The organism is Ignavigranum ruoffiae (assembly GCF_023195815.2).
GTDB lineage: Bacteria > Bacillota > Bacilli > Lactobacillales > Aerococcaceae > Ignavigranum > Ignavigranum ruoffiae.
In genome coordinates, this window is record NZ_CP096206.2 from 1,283,323 (window position 1) to 1,302,936 (window position 19,614).

Genomic DNA, 19,614 nt, shown 5'->3' on the forward strand with positions numbered 1-19,614 from the left:
GCTTAGCTTCATCCTCAGTTAAATCATGAATCAAATCGATACAGTTCTTCCAAAGGCCGATTAATTATTCCATAAATATCATGAATAACTTGACTGACCCGTTGTTCTTCTTGCATCAACTTATTAATCAGAGGATCTTTTTTCACCTTATCAGTTAGGTCTTGTAATTGGGCAAGCTCCTCTTCAGTGACTTGCTCAGCTTTTAATATTTTCTGTTGATAGGCTTGAGTTTGTTTACGATAATCGCTGAACAGGTCAGCCGATTGCGCATTGTTATGAATCTCAGTCATAATCGCTTTAAGGGCTTGATAAGATTCTAAATTTCTTAAATCTCGTTCAAGTTGGTTTGCTGTATCATAAATATTATTGTTCATCTTCTTCATCCTTTTCTACACCCTTAATATTAACAAATTCAGCCAAAAAATACTAGACGAACTGTCAGATAAAAGGCTGTCATCAACCTCTATATCAATGTTTAAGCTTTCATCTTTACCAAGGAAGATCAATCTGATTCCATAAGTCAGCAAGGCCTTGACCCGCTTGGTCAGCTAATTCTTGACCCATTTGCCATAAACTTTCGGCCTGTTGACCCAACCACTGACTGGCTTGGTCAAACCATGGACTGAGTTGCTCAGACCAGAAATCATCCGCCACCGTATTCGTGTCTTGATTCATGGCCGATGCATTGCTAACCTGGAAAGGTGTTTGGGCAGAAAGTGCCATGATATTGGTCGTTTGAATATTGAATAAGCTGCCTAAACCGCTAGGCATGATGGTATCTAGACTGGTATCGCCCATCTCATCCAAACCAAGCCAAGTCACAATGACAAAGTCTGGTGTATAACCTACCATCCACTTATCGCGCGTATCCGCAGACCCATCCACCGTTTCAGTCGAACCTGTCTTACCGGCAATTTGACCTAGATCAGGTCCTGCACCATAGGCCGTTCCATAACCACCATAGGTGTCTAACATCATGGAAGTCATATCAGCCGCCACATTTTTGGTCATGACCATATGTTTGGTTGGCCGTTCATTATTATAAACTTCATTGCCTTGAGCATCTTCTATCTTGCGAATAAAAGAAGACTCTAAGCGAATGCCTTGATTGGCAAAAGCGGTATAAGCGTTGGCCAATTGCATTGGACTAATTCCTCGCTCAAAGGCCCCCAAAGCTAAAGGCAAATGCTTATCATTATTCTTCACATCGATACCAAATTGCTGAAGTTTCTTGACTGATTTGTCGATCCCTAATTTATCCATTAAATAGACCGCTGAGGTATTTTTACTTTGAGCCAAAGCATAATAAAGCGGGGTCTCTCCACTAGGTTCAGTATAATGATTATAGTTCTCAGGCGCATAGCCATTATAAGAACGTACTTCATCTGGGACCATCGAGTGAATATTGTAACCAGCTTCTAAAGCCGGCACATATACTGCTAAAGGTTTCAAAGTGGAACCTGGTGAACGTAACATATCGGTCGCTCGATTAAAGCCACGATAAGTATATTCTCCACGACCCCCATATACTGCCTCAACGCCACCTGTGCTAGGATCAACGACAATACTTGCACTTTGAACCAAGGGTTGCTCGGCAGCATCATCAGGGAAAATCCCGCCAACTTGGTAGGACTGGTCTAAGGCATTCTGATAGGCTGGATTTAGGTAGGTATAGATTTTATAACCTTTCCCAATCAAATCCCCTTCTGGAATATTGGTCTTGGCAATGGCCTCATTAATCACCGCATCAAAATAAGAGGGATAAGTATAAGAATCCTGCACATAATAATTGTCCCAGAGGTCGATACCCCGAGAAAGAATAATTTGATGGTCTTCAGCGGTAATCACTTGTTCTTTTAATAAGAGGTCTGCAATTACATTGCGACGATCGATGGCTGCTTGATAATCATCAATTGGATTAAAAATATTTGGTCCTTTTAAAATTCCAGTTAGCACAATACTTTCATTCCAATTCAAGCTAGCAGCCGGATGACCAAAATATTTCTCTGAAGCATCTTCTACCCCCCAGACCCCATTACCGAAGTAGGCATGGTTCAAATACATCTCTAAGATTTGTTCTTTATCATAACTCTTCTCAATTTCTAAAGCTAAGAAGAGCTCTTTAAATTTACGTTGGAAGGTCTGATCTTGAGAAAGAAAAGCATTCTTAGCCAATTGTTGGGTCAAGGTGGATCCCCCACCACCAGAAGTATTTCGGTTGATTAGTAGGCGGATAAACGCTCGGCCAATCCCCATGGTATCGAAGCCATTATGTTCATAAAAACGCTTGTCCTCCGTAGCCACCAGGGTCTTCTTCATCTGGTCTGAGACTTGATCCAAAGTGACATAGGTCCCTTTTTGATTGCTTAAATAGCCAGCCTCTTCATCATTTGCTGTGTATATGGTGGTCTTCGTTTGTAAGGCATCTTTTAAGGTCTCTACACTAGTAGTTTTAGCAATCAAAACCAGATAGGATGAAAGCACTAAAGAGAAACTTAGACCAATAAAGATGAGCCATTTCCAACCTCGATAGTAACGCCAGAGTTCCTTGAAAGTGGCCCAGGCTGCTTGCCATTTTTCTTTAGCCATTGAGAACCCTCCTTTTAAATACAGTAGTGACCTAAGAATACCTTTAAATTATGAATAAAAGATTAGTAAAATCAAGAATTATTTATGAACTAATCTTGGTGGTCCATCAGCAAAGCTCGGAATATCCGTATTCCACTTGCAATAATCTCGTCAGGAAATTCATAACGATCATCATGCAAGTCTGGATGCTCAACACCGGAGCCAAGACCAAAGAAAGTACCAGGGAAGTTCATTAAATACCAGCCAAAATCTTCTGAAGGTCTGAAGGCTTGTTCGAGTTGATGATATGCTAGACCATTGGCTTTAGCGAGGCGTTCTAGACGATCCACCTCTTCAACCGGGTTGGAAGTATCGGGGAATTGATCGAGATAACGAATCGCTGCGCTCAGGTGTTCCTCTGTTGCCAATCGATGCACTTCTTCTTCAAGCAAATTAGTCAACTCCTTTAAGTCACTATATTTGCTGGCACGCAAGGTCAATTGTAATTGACCACTGCCGGCTGCGATACCATACATGCCCTTTTGGCCTAATTCTAAAGAGATAATGGTAGCCATCACCAGACTATCAAAAGAATGACATAGCGCCTTTTGCGGTCCGAAACCTGGGAACTTTCCTAAGTCTTTCAATTTTAAGCAGAGTTCTGCAAAGGCAAAAGCCGGATTAATTCCTTTCTCAGGCTGACCCGCGTGAGTTTGTTGACCTTGAAACCGAATCTCCATCCCTGTAGAGGCACACATAAACGTTCCTGACTTGCCAATAATTTGATTTTGGGCAAATCCAGGAAAATTATGCAATCCATAAACATAATCCACGCCGATTTCTTGCATCCGGGGAACAATTTCTCGTGCTCCGACGCCATTCTCTTCAGCATGTTGAAAAATAAGCATCACATTGGTTGACAGATCCATTGAATCTATCTGCCAAGCTAATCCAGCCAAGATAGTAGAATGGCCATCATGGCCACAACCATGAAAAACTTGTCCCTGAGTGTTACTGATTGCATCATGGTCCGCCCGAAAAGCAATCGTTTGCTTGCCTGGACTCCCGGCCTTCCAGACATAAAACCAACGACCTTGATCTACAATCTCTAAATTCGAGCAATGGGTCTGAATAAAATCCTTGAGAATCTCACGAGTTTCTTGTTCGTGTTCAGACAGCTCAGGATGCTTTCTCAAAGTCTGACGCAATTGTTTAAGTTGATCAAGTTCTTCCAAGCCAATATTCAGTTGTTCCACAAATAAGCGCTTCCCTTCCAAAGGTTTATATTTTAACTCTATTATACACCAACTATTAAAAAATAAGCCCCCCGATCCTTTAGATCGGAGGACTTAGTCACTAGCTTTGGCTAGTTAAACCAGCCTTAAGAGAACTTAAGGTCCATAAGTGTTCACAGCACCTATGAATAGACCATCTTCCTGATTTGAGGTCGAACCTCTAGGTCTCCTGTAGGCAATCTATCCAGATTGCTTTCGACTCATCGCATGTAAATCATTATAACAAATCGTGACTTTCTAGCAAGTCTATTTTTAAAATTTTAGCTAGTTTCTGATTTTTAATTTTTTCTAGGTAAAAAAGAGAGACACAGACAAAATGTCAAAGTCTCTCTGACTTAACTTTAAGGGCAGGATCGTATTCAAAACTTAGCTTGTATTTTGCCCCTTTTAAGAGTTTATTGCATCAAAATTTTTATTGAGGCACGGTTAAGCTTTCTTTGAATTGGCCATCACTTCTAGACGATATCCATCAGGATCAGTGACAAAGAAGTATGGATTCGATAAAGCTTTCATTTCAGAAACTTTATAACCGGACTCCTTGCATGCTTGATAGACTGCATCTAAATCATCAACACCTAAAGCCAAGTGGCTGAAGCCATTACCGATTTCATAGGGATCTGCTTCGTAATTATAAGTCAGCTCAATTTCGAAATCGGATCCCGGTGCTTTTAAAAATGATAGCGTGAATTTGTCTTCAGGATAATCTCTTTCACGAGCCACTTCAAAATCAAATAATTCAGTATAGAATTTCTTAGAAGCTTCTAAATCTCGCACACGAAGACAGGCATGTAATAATGTTTGGGCCATATAATATCGCTTCCTTTCATCATAGTCTTATCTTTAGTCTAACAAATCCAACTCGGAAAAACACGCATTATACATCAAGATGGTCAAAGGCTAAGGGAACTAATTCCGCAACCGTGGTTTCCATAATCTCTTCGTCTGCATTTGATAAATAAACGGCAGTTTCTGGATCGCAAAGTTCAACCATTACCTGGCGGCAGATTGAACAAGGACTGAGAAAGCCCTGACTAATGCCGGCAATCGCAATGGCTTTGACTGATTTAGCCGGATAACCCTGAGAGATTGCGGTAAATAAGGCCGACCTTTCCGCACAATTCGTCGCACCAAAAGAAACATTCTCAACATTCACACCAGTAATGACCTGCCCATCCTTCATTAATAGAGCCGCCCCTACAGGAAAATGCGAATAAGGAACATAAGCTCGGCCTAAAACAGAACGCGCTTTCTCCATTAAATCTTGAGCCTCTTTGTTCATAACCTCTCCCTTTCTACAACTCTTGTTGATTGAAATATAATTTTTGAGCGGAAAAGAGGACAGGAACGCCCACTTTACCTTGTTCTTTGATTGCTTTAAAATCAGGATGTTTATCTCTTAATTTAAGAAAGGCTTTTAAATTAGCCATTGATTCAGTAATATTGACGGCCTGATAGACAATCTCCTTAGCTTGTAAGGCAGATACAAATTCCTCGGTATCAGGACATAAGTCACTGTAATATAAGATATGATCTTCCATGATTTCACTCCTTAGCTTAAGATTCTTCACTATTATAGCTCAAGTCAGCTTAAATGATAATCATTTGCAACCAGGATATATTTCAAACATATTTATATATAATTAATTTTCAGATTTGCTTCAGCTCATAAATTCAGCTAAACTTGTATCAGATTAATTTTTCAAAAAGGAGTCATTATGAACACAAATCAATCATACAGTGACCAACTCCCGCAACAAAATTGGTTGCTGAAATTTATCAAAGGAATGTTTATTGGATCTGGTTTTATTTTACCTGGCGTTTCTGGTGGAGCTTTGGCCGCCATTTTTGGCCTTTACACTCCAATTATTCGTTTTTTATCGAATATCTTCGATCATTTTATTGAAAATGTGAAATTCTTTATTCCCGTTGCTTTAGGTGCGCTCGTGGGCATTGCCGGTCTATCCTGGGGCGTAAGTTACTTATTAGGCAACTTTGAAACGATTATCCTTTGGTTCTTTATCGGAGCAATCGTCGGCACCTTACCTGCCCTTTGGCAACAAGCAGGTGCTCAGGGACGGGATAAACGAGACTGGATGATCTTAATTACCGCATTTATTCTTGGGCTCATCTTGCTTAATCTAGGCCAACTCTTACAAAATGGGGCCATGACTCCTAGCTTTGCTGCTTGGATGCTATGTGGCTTTCTGATTGCCCTGGGTGTCTTAGTACCTGGAATGAGTCCCTCCAACTTTATCGTCTATTTAGGTTTATATAAGGCGATGGCGGATGGATTTAAGTCTTTTGACCTCTCTGTAATTCTTCCCATTGCCCTAGGCGGTCTATTAACCATCTTATTGCTTGCCAAAATCATTCATCATATCTTCGAACGCTATTATTCAAACTTCTTCCATTTTATTGTAGGAGTCGTTCTTGCTTCAACTGTCATGATTATTCCAACTGATTATCATGGGTTTACTTTCTTGCAGTATTTCCTCTGTTTCTTGATGTTGGTCTTCGGTGCTGCCGTCGGTCTGTGGATGGCCCGTTTAGAAGCAAAATATACCGACGAATAATCTTACTAAATCACATTAAAAATGTCGCCCCACTTGAGCTTAATACTCAGGTGGGGCGACTATTATGTCTTTAAATATTCTCAGCCTTATAATGAGTTTCAATTTCAGCTGCTGTTTCCTCGATGGATTTGTTCTCAACATTGATCATTCGAGCTCCTAATTTCTGATAGAGCTGTTCCGAGAACATTAATTCATCTTTAACTCGTTCCAAGCTAGAATATTTGGCGCTGCCAGTAATACCTAGAATCTTGACCCGTTCTGAACGAATATTCATGATATAACGAGGTGAGGCAGTTAGACCAAAGATTCGACGCGCATCAACTTCATAAATCTCTTTGGGAATAGGTACTTCCGGAATCAAAGGAAGATTAGACACCTTATAGCCCTTATTAGCTAAATACATGCTGAGCGGCGTCTTTGATGTCCGCGAAATTCCCAATAGGACCATATCAGACTGAGGGAAGCCTTTATTATTTTTTCCATCATCATACTTAACAGCAAATTCAATGGCAGACACACGGTCAAAATAATTTTGATCCATTTGTTGTAAAAGACCACTCTCTTCAACTGGAGCTACTTCCGCTTTATTTTGAATCATGTGAATTAATTCTGTTAAAACATTATGGTAGAGAATATGATGTTCATCCGCATACTCTTGGGCAAAGGTAGCCAGTTCACTGTTAACAATCGTGGCTACCACAATCGCATTCTCCAAACCAGCATCATGCAGGAGCGAAATCATCTCTTCTTTGGAAGCAATAAACGGGTAACGTTTAATGTTCTTATTCTTGATATTAGGAAATTGAGCTAGAACTGCATTGGCAACTCTAAGCGCAGTTTCTCCTACAGCGTCAGAAACGATAAACATTTTAATTTCTGTATCAGTCATGTTACTCCTCCGAAGTACTAAGTTCTACGAATAAGTTAACCAGATTCGTTTTGGATAGCTTACCGACAATTCGATTCGATCCTTTGCCCTCTACCACCGGTAAAGAGTCTACTTGATGGTTTACAATCAATTTTCCTGCTTCTAAGACCGGCATATCCGGGGTAGCCACAATTAAGTTCGGCATCCGAGTCATTACTACAGCAACAGCTAGTTCATTGGATTGACCTGTCGCCATCGATCTTAATAAATCTTTGCGTGAGACGATGCCCAGTAATTCCTGATTGTCGCCTTCTGAAATATAAATAGATCCAACGTCGTACATAAACAACATGGTCATGGCATCATGAATCGAAGTTTCCACCGAAATGATGACCGGGCTACTCATGATGTCTTCCACTTTCTTACTAGAGATTACTTCATGGAGCATAGGTTGGTAAGGTAGACCTGAATAAATATACCCCACCTTTGGCCGACCATCCAGGATTCCTGTTAAAGTCAGCACCGCCAAGTCACTACGAATGGTAGATTTAGCGATGTCTAGCCTCTCAGCAATATCATTCCCCGTTATCGGTTCATTATTCTTCACAATATCAATTATTTGTTGCTGTCTTTTTGTCAAATCCATTTATATCGCTCCAATATTTATTTCTCTTGTTTTCTGATGGTTGCTTGAGCTGCGGCAATCTTGGCGATAGGTACACGGAATGGTGAACAAGATACATAATCTAAACCAACTTGGTTGAAGAACATAATGGACTTAGGATCTCCACCCAATTCGCCACACACACCAATCTTCAAGTTAGGATTAGCTTGGCGACCTTTCTCAACAGCAATGCGGACTAATTCACCCACACCAGCTAAGTCGATGGTTTGGAAAGGATCTGTTTCTAAGACACCATTCTCAATATATTGATTAATAAATTTACCTGCATCGTCACGCGAGAAGCCATAAGTCATTTGGGTTAAGTCATTGGTACCAAAGCTAAAGAATTGGCCGATTTGTGCAAGGTCGTCAGCAATAAAGCATGCCCGTGGGATTTCAATCATGGTACCTACTGTATAAGCGAGTTCAACCCCTGCTTCTTGAATCATTTGATCGAGTTCAGCAACAATTTTTTCTTTGAGGATCGCTAATTCTTTTTGCGTACTTACTAATGGTATCATAATTTCTGGGCTAACCGCTAGTCCTTCTTGGACTAACTTAATGGCAGAAGTCATGATCGCCCGTGCTTGCATTAAGTATAAGTTAGGGAAAGTCATTCCTAGACGACAACCACGGTGTCCTAACATTGGGTTAACTTCTTTCAGATTATGAATCCGGCTCTTCAATTCTTGGGCTGAAATTCCTTGTTGACCAGCCACTAATTCGATGTCTTGGTCTTTGGCTGGCAAGAATTCATGCAAAGGTGGGTCCAATAAACGAATATTAGCTGGGAAGCCATCCAAAGCTCGGAAAATCTTTTCAAAGTCTTCTTCTTGGTATGCTTGAATCCGATCTAAAGCTGCTTGCCGTTCTTCTTCTTTCTGAGAAAGAATAAAACTTCTAAATTCTTTCAAACGTTCTGCCTTAAAGAACATATGCTCAGTCCGTGTTAAACCGATACCCACTGCGCCAAAAGCTAGACCGGTCTGGATATCTGGTAAGGTTTCTGCATTCATTCTAACTTTCAATTCAGAAACTTCTTCGGCCCATTCCATAATGGTAGCATAAGATTCATCCGTGCTCGTGAAGGATTGTTTGATTTCACCCCGATATAATTTTCCTGAGCTACCATCTACTGAAATCAAGTCACCTTCGTGCAACTCGCCACCTGGATAAATAATTGTTTTATTTTCTTCAGAAATTTCGAGGTCATCCACACCAACGACACAAGATTTACCCATACCGCGGGCAACGACCGCCGCATGAGAAGTCATACCTCCGTGGCTCGTTACAATGGCTTGAGCTAAGTTCATTCCTTCAATATCTTCTGGCGAGGTTTCTTGACGGACCAAGATGACTTTCTTACCTGCTTCGGCCCATTCTTTAGCTACTTTAGCCGTAAAGACCACTTGACCTGTTCCTGAGCCAGGACTCGCTGGTAAGCCATGGTTTGAAATTAGCTCAGCCTTGGCTAAACTTTCACTATCAAAGGTAGGATGTAGCCATTGGTTGACCGCACTTGGCTCAATTCGCATCAAGGCTTCTTCTTTGGTAATGACTCCTTCTTTAACCAAGTCTACGGCTACCTTGAATGCTGATTTAGCCGTCCGTTTACCATTTCGGGTTTGAAGAATATATAATTGACCTTCTTCAATAGTAAACTCAATATCCTGCATATCCTTGTAATGATGTTCCAATTTATAAACCAAATCATTCAGCAAAGTATAAATTTCAGGGAAATCTTCAGCAAGTTTTTGAATGGAAGATGGAGTTCGAATACCGGCAACAACGTCTTCACCTTGAGCATTCACTAAATATTCACCGAATAATTTATGTTCGCCGGTGGCCGGGTTCCGGGTAAAGAGTACCCCAGTCCCTGAACTTTCACCGCGATTTCCGAAGACCATTTCTTGAATATTTACGGCTGTTCCCATGTCATTCGGGATTTCATTTAATTTACGGTAATATTTGGCCCGATCATTATTCCATGAACGGAAAACCGCTTTAACCGCTTCATAAATTTGATCCGTAACGTTTTGAGGGAAAGGTTGGTCGATTTCTTTTAAGTAAAGTTCTTTATAATCGGCAATCACAGCTTTTAATTGATCTGCAGTTAAATCAGAATCGTAACGAGCATGAGCAGCTTTCTTGTGTTGGTCTAAGATTCTTTCGAATTTGCTCCCATCCATCCCAAAAACAACGTTACCATACATTTGTAATAGACGACGATAGCAGTCATAAGCAAAACGATAATCTTGTGTTTCTTGAGCGAGGGTTTCCACAGTGTGGTCATTTAAGCCGACATTAAGAATCGTGTCCATCATACCTGGCATAGAAATTTTGGCTCCTGAACGCACAGAAACTAAGAGCAGATTCTCAGCACCCTCAAATTTCTTACCAGTGTCCTGCTCTAATTGTTGTATATATTGATCGATTTCAGCTTTAAGTTCATCCAATAAGACTTCACCATGATTTAAGAATTCTAAACAAGCCTTGGCAGAAATGGTAAAGCCTTTAGGAACAGGTAAGCCCAAGCGGGTCATCTCAGCTAGGTTGGCACCTTTGCCCCCTAGGATATCTTTCATTTGAGCTGTTCCTTCATTAAAAGCATAAACACGTTGCATATTCTTCCTCCTCATTATTAATGCATCATAAAAGAATTATATAATATGCACTATTAGATTGCAATGACTAAAGCTTATCTTATCAAATTATAATTTAATATAACCTGATGGACATTTATCGTCCTTTTACAAGTAAAAGTTTATCTATAAATTTCACTTATCCCAGTAAAACCCACCGAAAAATGTCTGCACAATCGACATGGCCAGTAAATGACCAAGCGACTGACTTGTACTCCTAACTAGCTAAGTACTTTGTAGGGTCTATCTGAACACCTTCCCTACCCCAGTCCCCTAAAGCCCATGGCTTTTAGGGACTGAGTCGTAAAGTAAGTCTGGAGCTTATCAAATAAGCGGAAGACGTTGCTCTATTATTTTAGCCAATACAGTGACAGCTTCAGTTCAGATTATTAGTACCAATCAATGACCTCTATTGGCCTGAAAAAATAATCTTTTCAAAATAAAATACGAATCAATACTACTCGCAAGCCTCAAGAAGATCCACGCAGCTTACAAACTCTTAGCGACTTGTCGCTTAGCATTTGTCTAGTGGATCTAGTCCGAAAAAGTCATAGCTTTGAAGGACGATCGCAGTTTATTAATTATTTCTCTTTTTTTATTTTTAGGCTGAAAATTTGTATATTTTAAATATATTAGCCCACTTTAATTTTCACTATGACTCTAATTAACTTCTCGAGTGACAGCTTAGGGATTATATGGGTGTATTTGAACCATCGGATCAGCATACTTTACCCACATCAGTCCCTTAAGCCCATGGCTTTTAGGGACTGAGTCGTAAAGTAAGTCTGGAGCTTATCAAATAAGCGAAAGACGTCGCTCTATTATTTTAGCCAATACAGTGACAGCTTCAGTTCAGATTATTAGTGCCAATCAATGACCTCTATTGGCCTGAAAAAACAATCTTTTCAAAATAAAATACGAATCAATACTACTCGCGAGCCACAAGAAGATCCACGCAGCTTACAAACTCTTAGCGACTTGTCGCTTAGAATTTGTCTAGTGGATCTAGTCCGAAAAAGCTAAAGCTTTGAAGGACAATCGCTTGCAAGTAGTTTGATTCGTAATTGTTTATTTTGAAAGTTAATATCTTAGCTAAAGACGGCGACGAATAGCATTCCAAACATAGTGACCGAAATAATACAAAGCTTTCGGCAGTCCTAGTTTTTCTAGATGGTAATAGGTATGCCAGGTTCTTTTCAAAGCGCCCCACTTGTTGGCTGAAATCGAGCTAGCAACCTGACGATAATGATTCAAAACCCGATCTAAACCATAGGCTTCAATCTTGCGTTCCCGCATCAACATCAACCAGGTCGCTGTATCTTGCCCCTTGCGCACCAAGGGCATTTGAAAGTCCCCGATTGCTTGCCGGTTAATCATCACGGTCGAACAGGCAATGGCCGTATTCTTTAATAAATCGGTGTAAGTCAGATGAGTAGGTACCCCCACCTTATCCTTAATAATCTGACCTGATTCATCCACCAAGGCTAAATCGGTATAAGTAAAGACGTAGCCGTGATCTTGCATAAATTGCAGTTGCAAACTTAATTTGTCTGCCATCCACTGATCATCGCTATCAATAAAAGCGACATAGTCTCCGCCTGCTGCTTGAAGTCCACAATTTCGAGCCACTGCAGCGCCAGAATTCTCACTTAAAGTAATCAGCTTAATCCGTTGATCAGACTGACTCGCTCGCCGAATGATCTCCGCACTTTGATCTTGACTACAATCATCAACTATAATAAGTTCCCAATGCTGATAAGTTTGCTTTTGCACACTATCTATCGTTTGTTGAATAAAGCGTTCAGCATTGTAAACCGGGGTGATGATTGAAATTAAGGCTTCTTGATCCATCGTTCGACTCCTTAAATGACTTGAATAATTTTTAGAGGCACATGAAATAACTTAGCCAGCTTATATTGATTACGATACCAGGCTTTATCAGTCACATTACTGTGAATTAAAATAACAATTTCTTGAATCGTTTCTTGAATTTGACCACTTTGCCCTAAGTCAGCTAAATAATAACAACCTGCTTGTTTGGTTAAATCGGTCAAATCAATGCCCTCGTGACCAGCTTGACTAACTACTAACCTGGTGTCCACGTGAGGAATTTGAATAACTTGGGCTAATTCCGATCCTACTTGTCCCTTATGTCCTGACCATAGTAGATGTTTATCATCCATGTCCCAACTATATTCAAAAGCATAAGCAATCTGTGATTTCCGTAGACGGGCCAACCAAAGAATCAAAGCAGTAATGATTGACCCCATAATCAGACCAAGCACCGAAAAAATAAGAATATTCTTAGCCGTCATCCCGGCAAACATATTTAAAGTTGCTGGGGTCGGAACCGTTTGGACCATGTCTAAATCCAAGAGTTCAACCGTTTGAGCCGGATTGGTAATATTAATTTGATGTTTTTGATTAAAGTCAAAACGCTCCTCGCTTAACAATTCAGCATAAGCTTGGGCGATTTTTAAGTTTTCAGCACTGGTTTTGCCCACTAAAAATCTAAAGGTAATCAGTCCCGAACTATTATCACGGATCGCAGCAATCCCCCCACGGAACCCATCACTCTTAAACAATTCTAGCTGTCGTTCAGAGTCTAACCATTGATGGAATTGGATACCTGTGCGATCTTCAATTTCTTTAATCACCGGTTCTGAAGAAAAATATTCATCATAGATATTGGAACTGGTAAATAATTGGCCATCTTCAATCGAAATAATGGCTTGAAATTCAGCCGGTTCTTGTTGGTAGACCCGATTTAAATACTGATAAGCTTCATTTCGATTACTTAACCAAACCTGTCCTAAAAGATAACGGGCGCCTAATAAAATCAAAGCTCCCAAGACTGCGCCCAGTAATAGGCGCCAAAGATTCGCTTTAAGAAATCGCCAATATTCAGCGATAATCGTTAATAAACTCATATTCTCTCCCCTTTTGTCGATATTTTAACTGATTTTCGATGATATTGATATAGGCAATGATAACCGCAAAGAAGACCCAATGCCATTCAATTAACATATTACTTGCACTGGTAATACTGGCAAAGATATACACAATCAAAAAGGCCATTAAATTATTGTTCACTGCTCGCCATTGCGGGATCAGCTGACTTCTCAACGTAAAGAGTCGACGAATCATCACACCATACATCGTCACATAGATACAAAAAGTCGGCCAACCATAAGCCACCAAGATTTCTAACCACCAATTATGCATATTCGTAATAATCTTAGTAGGTAGTTCACGGAAATAATTCATCCAGAATTCAATATTACCGGCGCCAACACCTAGACCAAAGGTTTGACCTAGGAAATGTAAACCATTGCGCCACAAATTCATCCGGACGGTATCCCCATCCAACTCTTCGCCATAGCCTACATAGAACAGCGTATCAATTTTATTCTGAATCGCTGGCACCAAAGCGATACTTATTGCGATTAGAAGTATAAAGACCAGCACGATTTTACGCCACTGAGGCAATTTCAAGTCAACTTTAAATTGTAGCAAGAATTTAATCACAATAATTAGAATAAAACTTAATAAAATCATCCGGGATTCACAGCGGAAGACGAGATAGGAAGCTAAGAGCATCTGCCCAAGTAATATTAATCGTTGCCAATTAAATTTGGTCAAAGAAAGTCCAATCATGCATACAGTTAGAAAGGCCAATAGCATGGTCGCATAATCATTCTGATTTTCAAAGACAGTGACGGGAATCCGAGTAAAAGGTTGACTTGCAAACGTTCCATGCTTATCTAATTTATTCAAATCGGCAAATAGATAGTGATTAGTTAATAGCTCATAATAACCCCAAAACATTAATAGTGACATGCCTAACCACATCGCCCGAATCAACCGCCGCCATAAAGTCATATCCTGGACCCATAAATAAACGAGTACAATGGCAGAAATCCCCAAAGTTAATAGGAACATGGCGCGTAACCAGTGACCAAAGCTCATCGCCCAGAGAACCGATAATAATCCCCAGATCCACCAACAAAGATAACCGATGACTAACCAGTGGCTAGTCAATTTACGGTCAATCTTTAATTGAGGGTGATGTTTGAAAGCTTGATATATTGTTAGGAAAATCCCTAAAAATAGAGTCATTCGGTATAAACTAAGTTGGAAACCAGGTAAGGGAACGGCCAATAACTCCGTGCCAAGAAAGACCGAAAAGACTAATAATATCATCAGCACTTCCATAAAATATCCCCTCCTTCTTAATTAAAATCCCAATCCTTTGGATTATTTTTAATCGCAAAAATAGTCTGATAGGTTGTAAATTGAACTAACAAAGCTAACACTGCAAGAACAATCGTCCCGAGCGTCGTCCAAGCGAGTGGAAAAGCATTCAACAAAGCCGCTAATAACATCATTAAGGTTACCAGGACCTGTTTCTTCTGCGGGAAATAGAACCCAGTCTTACGTGAGAAATAAGTCCGTGCCAGATAAAATACAATGTAAGCCATGGTCGAAGCTAAAGCTGCACCTCGATATCCCCAAATTGGGGTAAGAAGTAAGTTCAAGAAAAAGCTCGGCACCAAGGCTAGTAACGAAACAAAGATATTATAGTAGGTCTTGCGTGAGAATGAGATGCCTAAAGTTGTCGTCTCTGACAAGGTATACATAATATGTGGGAAACAAAGTAATCCAAGCACATAGGTTGATTCTAGATAATCAGTCTTCCCGCTCGAAAGTAGCCAGATAATTGGTTCTTTTAAGAAGAGCAAAGCAAAGAATATCAAGGTCAAAACCAATAATAAAGCATCTGAAATAAATTGATAATTCTTTAAAGGTTTTTCTTCCTTATACCAACGAAAAGCTGTCGGGACCCAGAAGCTAGCAAATGCGGTCTTTAGAATCCCAAACATACTCGCAATCTTAGCGGCATGGGAATAGACTCCCCGATCATATAGGGTTGAGACACTGGTAAGGAAACTAGTATCCATCATATTTAAAATTGAAGCGACTGACGTTGATATCATGATCGGCAAGCCAAATTTCAACATCTGACTGATAATAGCTTGATCGACTGAGAAATGCCGTAAATCTAAAAGATGCCAATAACGAATGTATAGACAAAGATCGGCTAACAGTTGTCCAAAGATTAACCCATAGACAATCAGGGTAAAATCACGCATGCCCATAAAAATTAACAGTAAGGAAACGACAAAAGAGCCAACTTTTAATAAGAGACTATAAAAAGAGTACTCGAAGGCCTTCTCTTCCATTCGAATAGTCATTAACACAAAGCGTTCAACGACCGTCGATAAGACCCAGAAGCCCGCAAAGTAAACCAAATAATAGTAGGATGGGTCTTTAAACAACCAGCTTGAGATTGGCCGAGCAAAAATAATAAAAATCGCAAACAAAACCAAACCAACAGCGAAAGGCACCAGTGTCGCTTGTTGCATTAATTTCCGCTTATCTTTATAAAGATGATATTCTCGCGAGAATGATTGGTCCAAACCCAGATAAATAAAGTTAGGAATATTTACCAGTAATAATTGAAAACTATTGGCATTACCAATCTCCTCAACCGGCATTAAACTCGAAAAAATCGGCACCTGAATTAAGGACAGAATGGCTCCTAAAACGGGCCCTAATGAAAAGCCAAAGAGCCGCTTAATAAATTGTTTCATGTCACTCTCCTCTGTACTTAACTTTCTCTTAGATAGCGATTATATAGGCGGGCCGCTTCTTTATTGGTATATTGATTCCCTTGAATGGCCTGCAAACGGGTTTGTGGCGGAATCCGCTGTAATTTTGACATAGCTACTAAAGCTTCGTACCAAACCGCTGGCGCTTGATCCAATTTAACTCTTTTTACCCGATCAAGGCCTAAATCAGTCTCGGCAGGTAGATTAAAAGACATAACCACTGGAACACCCGCCGCTTGACTTTCGATGGCTACCGTTCCTAGCCCCTCGCGTAAGGAAGGAAAGATTAAGGCATCAATAACCGGGAAGAATGGCGCAATCGGTGAAACCCTTCCTAAAAGACTGACCTGTTGGTCTAGCCCCCTTTGTTGAACTTCAGCTTGCAATTCATGCATCAGTTCACCTTGCCCCACAATCAAGAAACGTCCGGGCAAATGATGTTCTTTCATATATTGGGCAATATCTAGGGTAAGCCGATGGTTCTTTATCGGGTCTAATCGACCTATTTGACCAAAAAGTAAATCGTCTTGCTGAGCTCCTAACTTTCTTCTACCTTCTAGACGCAAGCTGCGATAGTCATCAGGATCATAAAGAAAATCGGTGGGATCAATACTATTAGGGATCCGCATCATCTGTTGACTAGGAATCGAATAGCCAAAAAGTGATTTAATAGCTAAAGTCGAGCAACCTAGATAGCCATCAGATAAATAGCGATTAATCTGTTGATTGATTTGGACACTAATTTGTTTACTCATCCGGCGATCTGAATCATCTAAAATATGATGGGCATGAATATAAAAACGTTTCACACCATAAGGCCGAGCTAATAATTTATAAACGCCAGCCCGATAGCCTGCAATATGACAATGAATCACATCATAAGGATAAAGTTCAAGAACCCGCGTATAAGAATGTTTAAAACTTCGCCAGCCCTCTTTCTTAGGATTCTTCAATTGATAGACATCGCCACCGGTATGTTGAATCTGCTGGCGAAAGCTATCAGGAACCTCTGAATAGGTCACCACATCGAACTGGATATTAAATGCATGAACTTCACTCGCAATATTTTGAATAAAGGTGGAGATTCCTCCACCATAACTGGACATGATATGTAAGACCCGCAAGGTCTTTACGGTGCGTTTCGGCTCCATCAGCCTTTCACTCCTTGTACTAACACTATTATTATGAACAGCCAGAATATTGGTCTATTATGGCTTAAATTGAAGAAAATAACCAGAATAAATGAGAATAATCACGAATATTTCATAAATTATTCCCAGAGAATATCTGTTTAAACAATTTATTATATTCGTGATTGTTAATTAATTTTCGTGAAAGAGATCACGGCTATATACTTTATCAGCCACATCACTTAATTCCGCTGAATAGCGATTACTTAAGATTAAATCAGATTGCTTTTTGAATTCGGCCAAATCGTTTATAACTTGGTAACCATGGAAGGATTTACTAGTCAAGGTTGGTTCGTAAATAATTATCTCAATCCCTCTAGCCTTCAATCGTTCCATAACTCCCTGAATAGCTGATTCACGGAAATTATCAGAATCTTGTTTCATCGTCAACCGATAGACACCCACCGTCTTTGGTCCACGTTCGGCCACTGCTTGCGCAATGAAGTTTTTACGCGTAGCATTGGAATGAACGATGGCTTCGACCAAGTTATTCGGTACCCCTTCAAAGTTTGCCAGCAGTTGCTTGGTATCCTTAGGTAAACAATAACCCCCATAACCAAAGGATGGATTGTTATAATGATTTCCAATCCGTCGATCTAAGCCAATGCCTCGAATAATCGATTCTGTATCCAAACCTCTAACTTCAGCATAGGTGTCTAATTCATTAAAGAAAGCAACCCGCATGGCCAAATAAGTATTGGCAAAAAGCTTGACTGCTTCAGCTTCGGTCGAGTTCATAAATAAAACAGGCACATCTTCTTCGTCGGCCCCTTCTAATAATAAATTGGCGAAGTTTTTAGCCGCCGCTGAATGATCCCCAACAATAATCCGGCTAGGATGAAGGTTATCATATAAAGCTCGTCCTTCACGCAGGAATTCGGGCGAGAATATAATCCGATCTGTTTGATATTTTTGGCGTTGTTTAGCCGTATACCCGACAGGTATGGTTGATTTGATGATAATTGTGGTTTGTGGATATTTTTGAATCACTTGTTCAATGACTCCATCGACAGATGACGTATCGAAATAATTCGTTTCTTCATCATAGTTGGTAGGGGTGGCAATAATCACATAATCCGCTTCAGCAAAAGCTTGATCCCCCTGGATTGTGGCAGTTAAATGAAGTTCTTTTTCTTTTAAATATCTTTCAATATCTGGGTCTTTAATATGGGATTCCTGCCGATTTAGGGAAGCAACAATTTCTTCATTAATATCTATGGCAGTAACTTGATGATGTTGGGATAAGAGCACAGCGTTTGAAAGACCCACATAACCCACACCGACGACAGCGATTTTCATAATTTCCTCCGCTCTAAATACTGGTATATAAGGTAATTTCAAATTGATTTAAAAAATATTGATAACTGACAAATTTAATCCATAAGGAGAACGGCATGTTTGTCTGCACAGTTCCATATAAAGCTTGTGACCAGGCCTCAAAATCATTGGAGAAGAGAGCCAGCGACCAATTATGCAAGTATTGCATCCAAATATTAATCTGTCGCTGATTCCAATCCATCTGACTTTCGATTTCACTCTTAGCTAGAATATGATGCATCTGGCGCTTAGTGAGCGTTTCAGAGCTCCCTGCTTGCACCATAATCCGATCGAGGTGGTAATCGCGGTCGAATTGAAACCGTTGTCCCGGAAATTGATCAACCAACTCAGCTAACTGATCGTAATCTACTAACCAATAATAATCAATCGCTTCTTGGCTTAATTGGCTAACTTGACTGCCAATCTGTTCAAAACTTGTAGAATCTAACGAGGAAAAGTCATCCTGAGCTAAGTCTAATCGCTCTGGATCCAGCAACTTAACCTTGATTTCTTTAGCTGACAAATTGGCAATCGCTAAACTCGTGATGGATTTAGCTTCTAGCCGACCTTCATCTGGATAATCAAGGCCAAGCAAAAGAATATTAATCCCAGACTCAAGCGTAGAACCTTGTCGCTGGAAGGACAAGTTATCATCTACATAGGCATTTAGATAGGCGCGTTCACTTTGATGGTAACGCATCGACAAGAAAAAATATACCATGACTAAAGCTACCATTAAGATAAATAAAAAGGCTAACCAACGAGCCCGTTTCTTTGATGAAGCGGTTGAAGATTCGAAAGAATAGAATGTCTTGGGTTTCACCC

At 40.1% G+C, this 19,614-nt stretch carries 17 protein-coding genes; 1 reads left to right on the top strand and 16 read right to left on the bottom strand.

The features are described from left to right. Positions 1-23: 23 nt before the first annotated feature. The 6 genes from M0R79_RS06095 to M0R79_RS06120 all read right to left on the bottom strand — a co-directional run bounded on the left by M0R79_RS06095 (position 24) and on the right by M0R79_RS06120 (position 5,401). Positions 24-374 (bottom strand): YlbF family regulator, encoded by a 351-nt coding sequence (locus M0R79_RS06095; protein WP_248415996.1) that lies wholly within the window; start codon positions 372-374, stop codon positions 24-26. A 115-nt stretch (positions 375-489) separates the two neighbouring features. Continuing rightward, positions 490-2,589, bottom strand: a complete 2,100-nt coding sequence (locus M0R79_RS06100; RefSeq protein ID WP_248415995.1) for a PBP1A family penicillin-binding protein — start codon at positions 2,587-2,589, stop codon at positions 490-492. 89 nt (positions 2,590-2,678) lie between these two features. Next, positions 2,679-3,824, bottom strand: coding sequence for a M20 metallopeptidase family protein (locus M0R79_RS06105; RefSeq protein WP_248415994.1), 1,146 nt, complete (start codon positions 3,822-3,824; stop codon positions 2,679-2,681). Between the two features lie 465 nt (positions 3,825-4,289). Beyond that, positions 4,290-4,670: a lactoylglutathione lyase gene (gene gloA / locus M0R79_RS06110; protein ID WP_248415993.1), complete on the bottom strand. Its 381-nt coding sequence runs from the start codon at positions 4,668-4,670 to the stop codon at positions 4,290-4,292. A gap of 67 nt (positions 4,671-4,737) precedes the next feature. Continuing rightward, complete coding sequence (locus M0R79_RS06115) at positions 4,738-5,142, bottom strand: cytidine deaminase (RefSeq protein ID WP_092571809.1); 405 nt, start codon at positions 5,140-5,142, stop codon at positions 4,738-4,740. 13 nt (positions 5,143-5,155) lie between these two features. After that, entirely contained in the window at positions 5,156-5,401 is a 246-nt protein-coding gene (locus M0R79_RS06120; RefSeq protein ID WP_248415992.1) for a hypothetical protein, read from the bottom strand. 177 nt (positions 5,402-5,578) lie between these two features. Here M0R79_RS06120 and M0R79_RS06125 point away from each other — a divergent pair, with 177 nt between their 5' ends. Then, complete coding sequence (locus tag M0R79_RS06125) at positions 5,579-6,436, top strand: DUF368 domain-containing protein (protein WP_248415991.1); 858 nt, start codon at positions 5,579-5,581, stop codon at positions 6,434-6,436. 70 nt (positions 6,437-6,506) lie between these two features. On the opposite strand, the gene M0R79_RS06130 is transcribed toward M0R79_RS06125, so the two are convergent. The 10 genes from M0R79_RS06130 to M0R79_RS06175 all read right to left on the bottom strand — a co-directional run bounded on the left by M0R79_RS06130 (position 6,507) and on the right by M0R79_RS06175 (position 19,612). Beyond that, positions 6,507-7,325 (bottom strand): pyruvate, water dikinase regulatory protein, encoded by an 819-nt coding sequence (locus tag M0R79_RS06130; protein ID WP_248415990.1) that lies wholly within the window; start codon positions 7,323-7,325, stop codon positions 6,507-6,509. 1 nt (position 7,326) lies between these two features. After that, positions 7,327-7,950, bottom strand: coding sequence for a helix-turn-helix transcriptional regulator (locus tag M0R79_RS06135; protein WP_092571801.1), 624 nt, complete (start codon positions 7,948-7,950; stop codon positions 7,327-7,329). A gap of 17 nt (positions 7,951-7,967) precedes the next feature. Beyond that, positions 7,968-10,592, bottom strand: a complete 2,625-nt coding sequence (ppdK, locus tag M0R79_RS06140; RefSeq protein ID WP_248415989.1) for a pyruvate, phosphate dikinase — start codon at positions 10,590-10,592, stop codon at positions 7,968-7,970. 1,110 nt (positions 10,593-11,702) lie between these two features. Beyond that, on the bottom strand, positions 11,703-12,461 hold the full coding sequence (locus M0R79_RS06145) for a glycosyltransferase family 2 protein (RefSeq protein WP_248415988.1): 759 nt from the start codon (positions 12,459-12,461) through the stop codon (positions 11,703-11,705). Positions 12,462-12,472: 11 nt separating this feature from the next. Continuing rightward, positions 12,473-13,540 (bottom strand): hypothetical protein, encoded by a 1,068-nt coding sequence (locus tag M0R79_RS06150; protein WP_248415987.1) that lies wholly within the window; start codon positions 13,538-13,540, stop codon positions 12,473-12,475. Continuing rightward, the gene (locus M0R79_RS06155) at positions 13,515-14,825 is read right to left on the bottom strand and encodes an O-antigen ligase family protein (protein WP_248415986.1); all 1,311 of its coding nucleotides are present in this window, start codon (positions 14,823-14,825) and stop codon (positions 13,515-13,517) included. Before M0R79_RS06155 ends, M0R79_RS06150 begins: the two co-directional genes overlap by 26 nt. 17 nt (positions 14,826-14,842) lie before the next feature. Further along, positions 14,843-16,264 (bottom strand): lipopolysaccharide biosynthesis protein, encoded by a 1,422-nt coding sequence (locus M0R79_RS06160; RefSeq protein WP_248415985.1) that lies wholly within the window; start codon positions 16,262-16,264, stop codon positions 14,843-14,845. Between the two features lie 17 nt (positions 16,265-16,281). Beyond that, positions 16,282-17,433, bottom strand: coding sequence for a glycosyltransferase (locus M0R79_RS06165; protein WP_248415984.1), 1,152 nt, complete (start codon positions 17,431-17,433; stop codon positions 16,282-16,284). A 171-nt stretch (positions 17,434-17,604) separates the two neighbouring features. Then, positions 17,605-18,771, bottom strand: a complete 1,167-nt coding sequence (locus M0R79_RS06170; protein WP_248415983.1) for a nucleotide sugar dehydrogenase — start codon at positions 18,769-18,771, stop codon at positions 17,605-17,607. Positions 18,772-18,784: 13 nt separating this feature from the next. Beyond that, on the bottom strand, positions 18,785-19,612 hold the full coding sequence (locus M0R79_RS06175) for an LCP family protein (protein WP_248415982.1): 828 nt from the start codon (positions 19,610-19,612) through the stop codon (positions 18,785-18,787). Positions 19,613-19,614: the final 2 nt, after the last annotated feature.

What these genes read in the sequence shown, in the direction of transcription:
- M0R79_RS06160 (WP_248415985.1), bottom strand. Translation starts at nt 16,264, where the DNA reads ATGAAACAATTTATTAAGCGGCTCTTTGGCTTTTCATTAGGGCCCGTT.
- M0R79_RS06165 (WP_248415984.1), bottom strand. Translation starts at nt 17,433, where the DNA reads ATGGAGCCGAAACGCACCGTAAAGACCTTGCGGGTCTTACATATCATG.
- M0R79_RS06135 (WP_092571801.1), bottom strand. Translation starts at nt 7,950, where the DNA reads ATGGATTTGACAAAAAGACAGCAACAAATAATTGATATTGTGAAGAAT.
- M0R79_RS06155 (WP_248415986.1), bottom strand. Translation starts at nt 14,825, where the DNA reads ATGGAAGTGCTGATGATATTATTAGTCTTTTCGGTCTTTCTTGGCACG.
- M0R79_RS06145 (WP_248415988.1), bottom strand. Translation starts at nt 12,461, where the DNA reads ATGGATCAAGAAGCCTTAATTTCAATCATCACCCCGGTTTACAATGCT.
- M0R79_RS06125 (WP_248415991.1), top strand. Translation starts at nt 5,579, where the DNA reads ATGAACACAAATCAATCATACAGTGACCAACTCCCGCAACAAAATTGG.
- gloA (WP_248415993.1), bottom strand. Translation starts at nt 4,670, where the DNA reads ATGGCCCAAACATTATTACATGCCTGTCTTCGTGTGCGAGATTTAGAA.
- M0R79_RS06150 (WP_248415987.1), bottom strand. Translation starts at nt 13,540, where the DNA reads ATGAGTTTATTAACGATTATCGCTGAATATTGGCGATTTCTTAAAGCG.
- M0R79_RS06170 (WP_248415983.1), bottom strand. Translation starts at nt 18,771, where the DNA reads ATGAAAATCGCTGTCGTCGGTGTGGGTTATGTGGGTCTTTCAAACGCT.
- ppdK (WP_248415989.1), bottom strand. Translation starts at nt 10,592, where the DNA reads ATGCAACGTGTTTATGCTTTTAATGAAGGAACAGCTCAAATGAAAGAT.
- M0R79_RS06120 (WP_248415992.1), bottom strand. Translation starts at nt 5,401, where the DNA reads ATGGAAGATCATATCTTATATTACAGTGACTTATGTCCTGATACCGAG.
- M0R79_RS06130 (WP_248415990.1), bottom strand. Translation starts at nt 7,325, where the DNA reads ATGACTGATACAGAAATTAAAATGTTTATCGTTTCTGACGCTGTAGGA.
- M0R79_RS06115 (WP_092571809.1), bottom strand. Translation starts at nt 5,142, where the DNA reads ATGAACAAAGAGGCTCAAGATTTAATGGAGAAAGCGCGTTCTGTTTTA.
- M0R79_RS06100 (WP_248415995.1), bottom strand. Translation starts at nt 2,589, where the DNA reads ATGGCTAAAGAAAAATGGCAAGCAGCCTGGGCCACTTTCAAGGAACTC.
- M0R79_RS06095 (WP_248415996.1), bottom strand. Translation starts at nt 374, where the DNA reads ATGAACAATAATATTTATGATACAGCAAACCAACTTGAACGAGATTTA.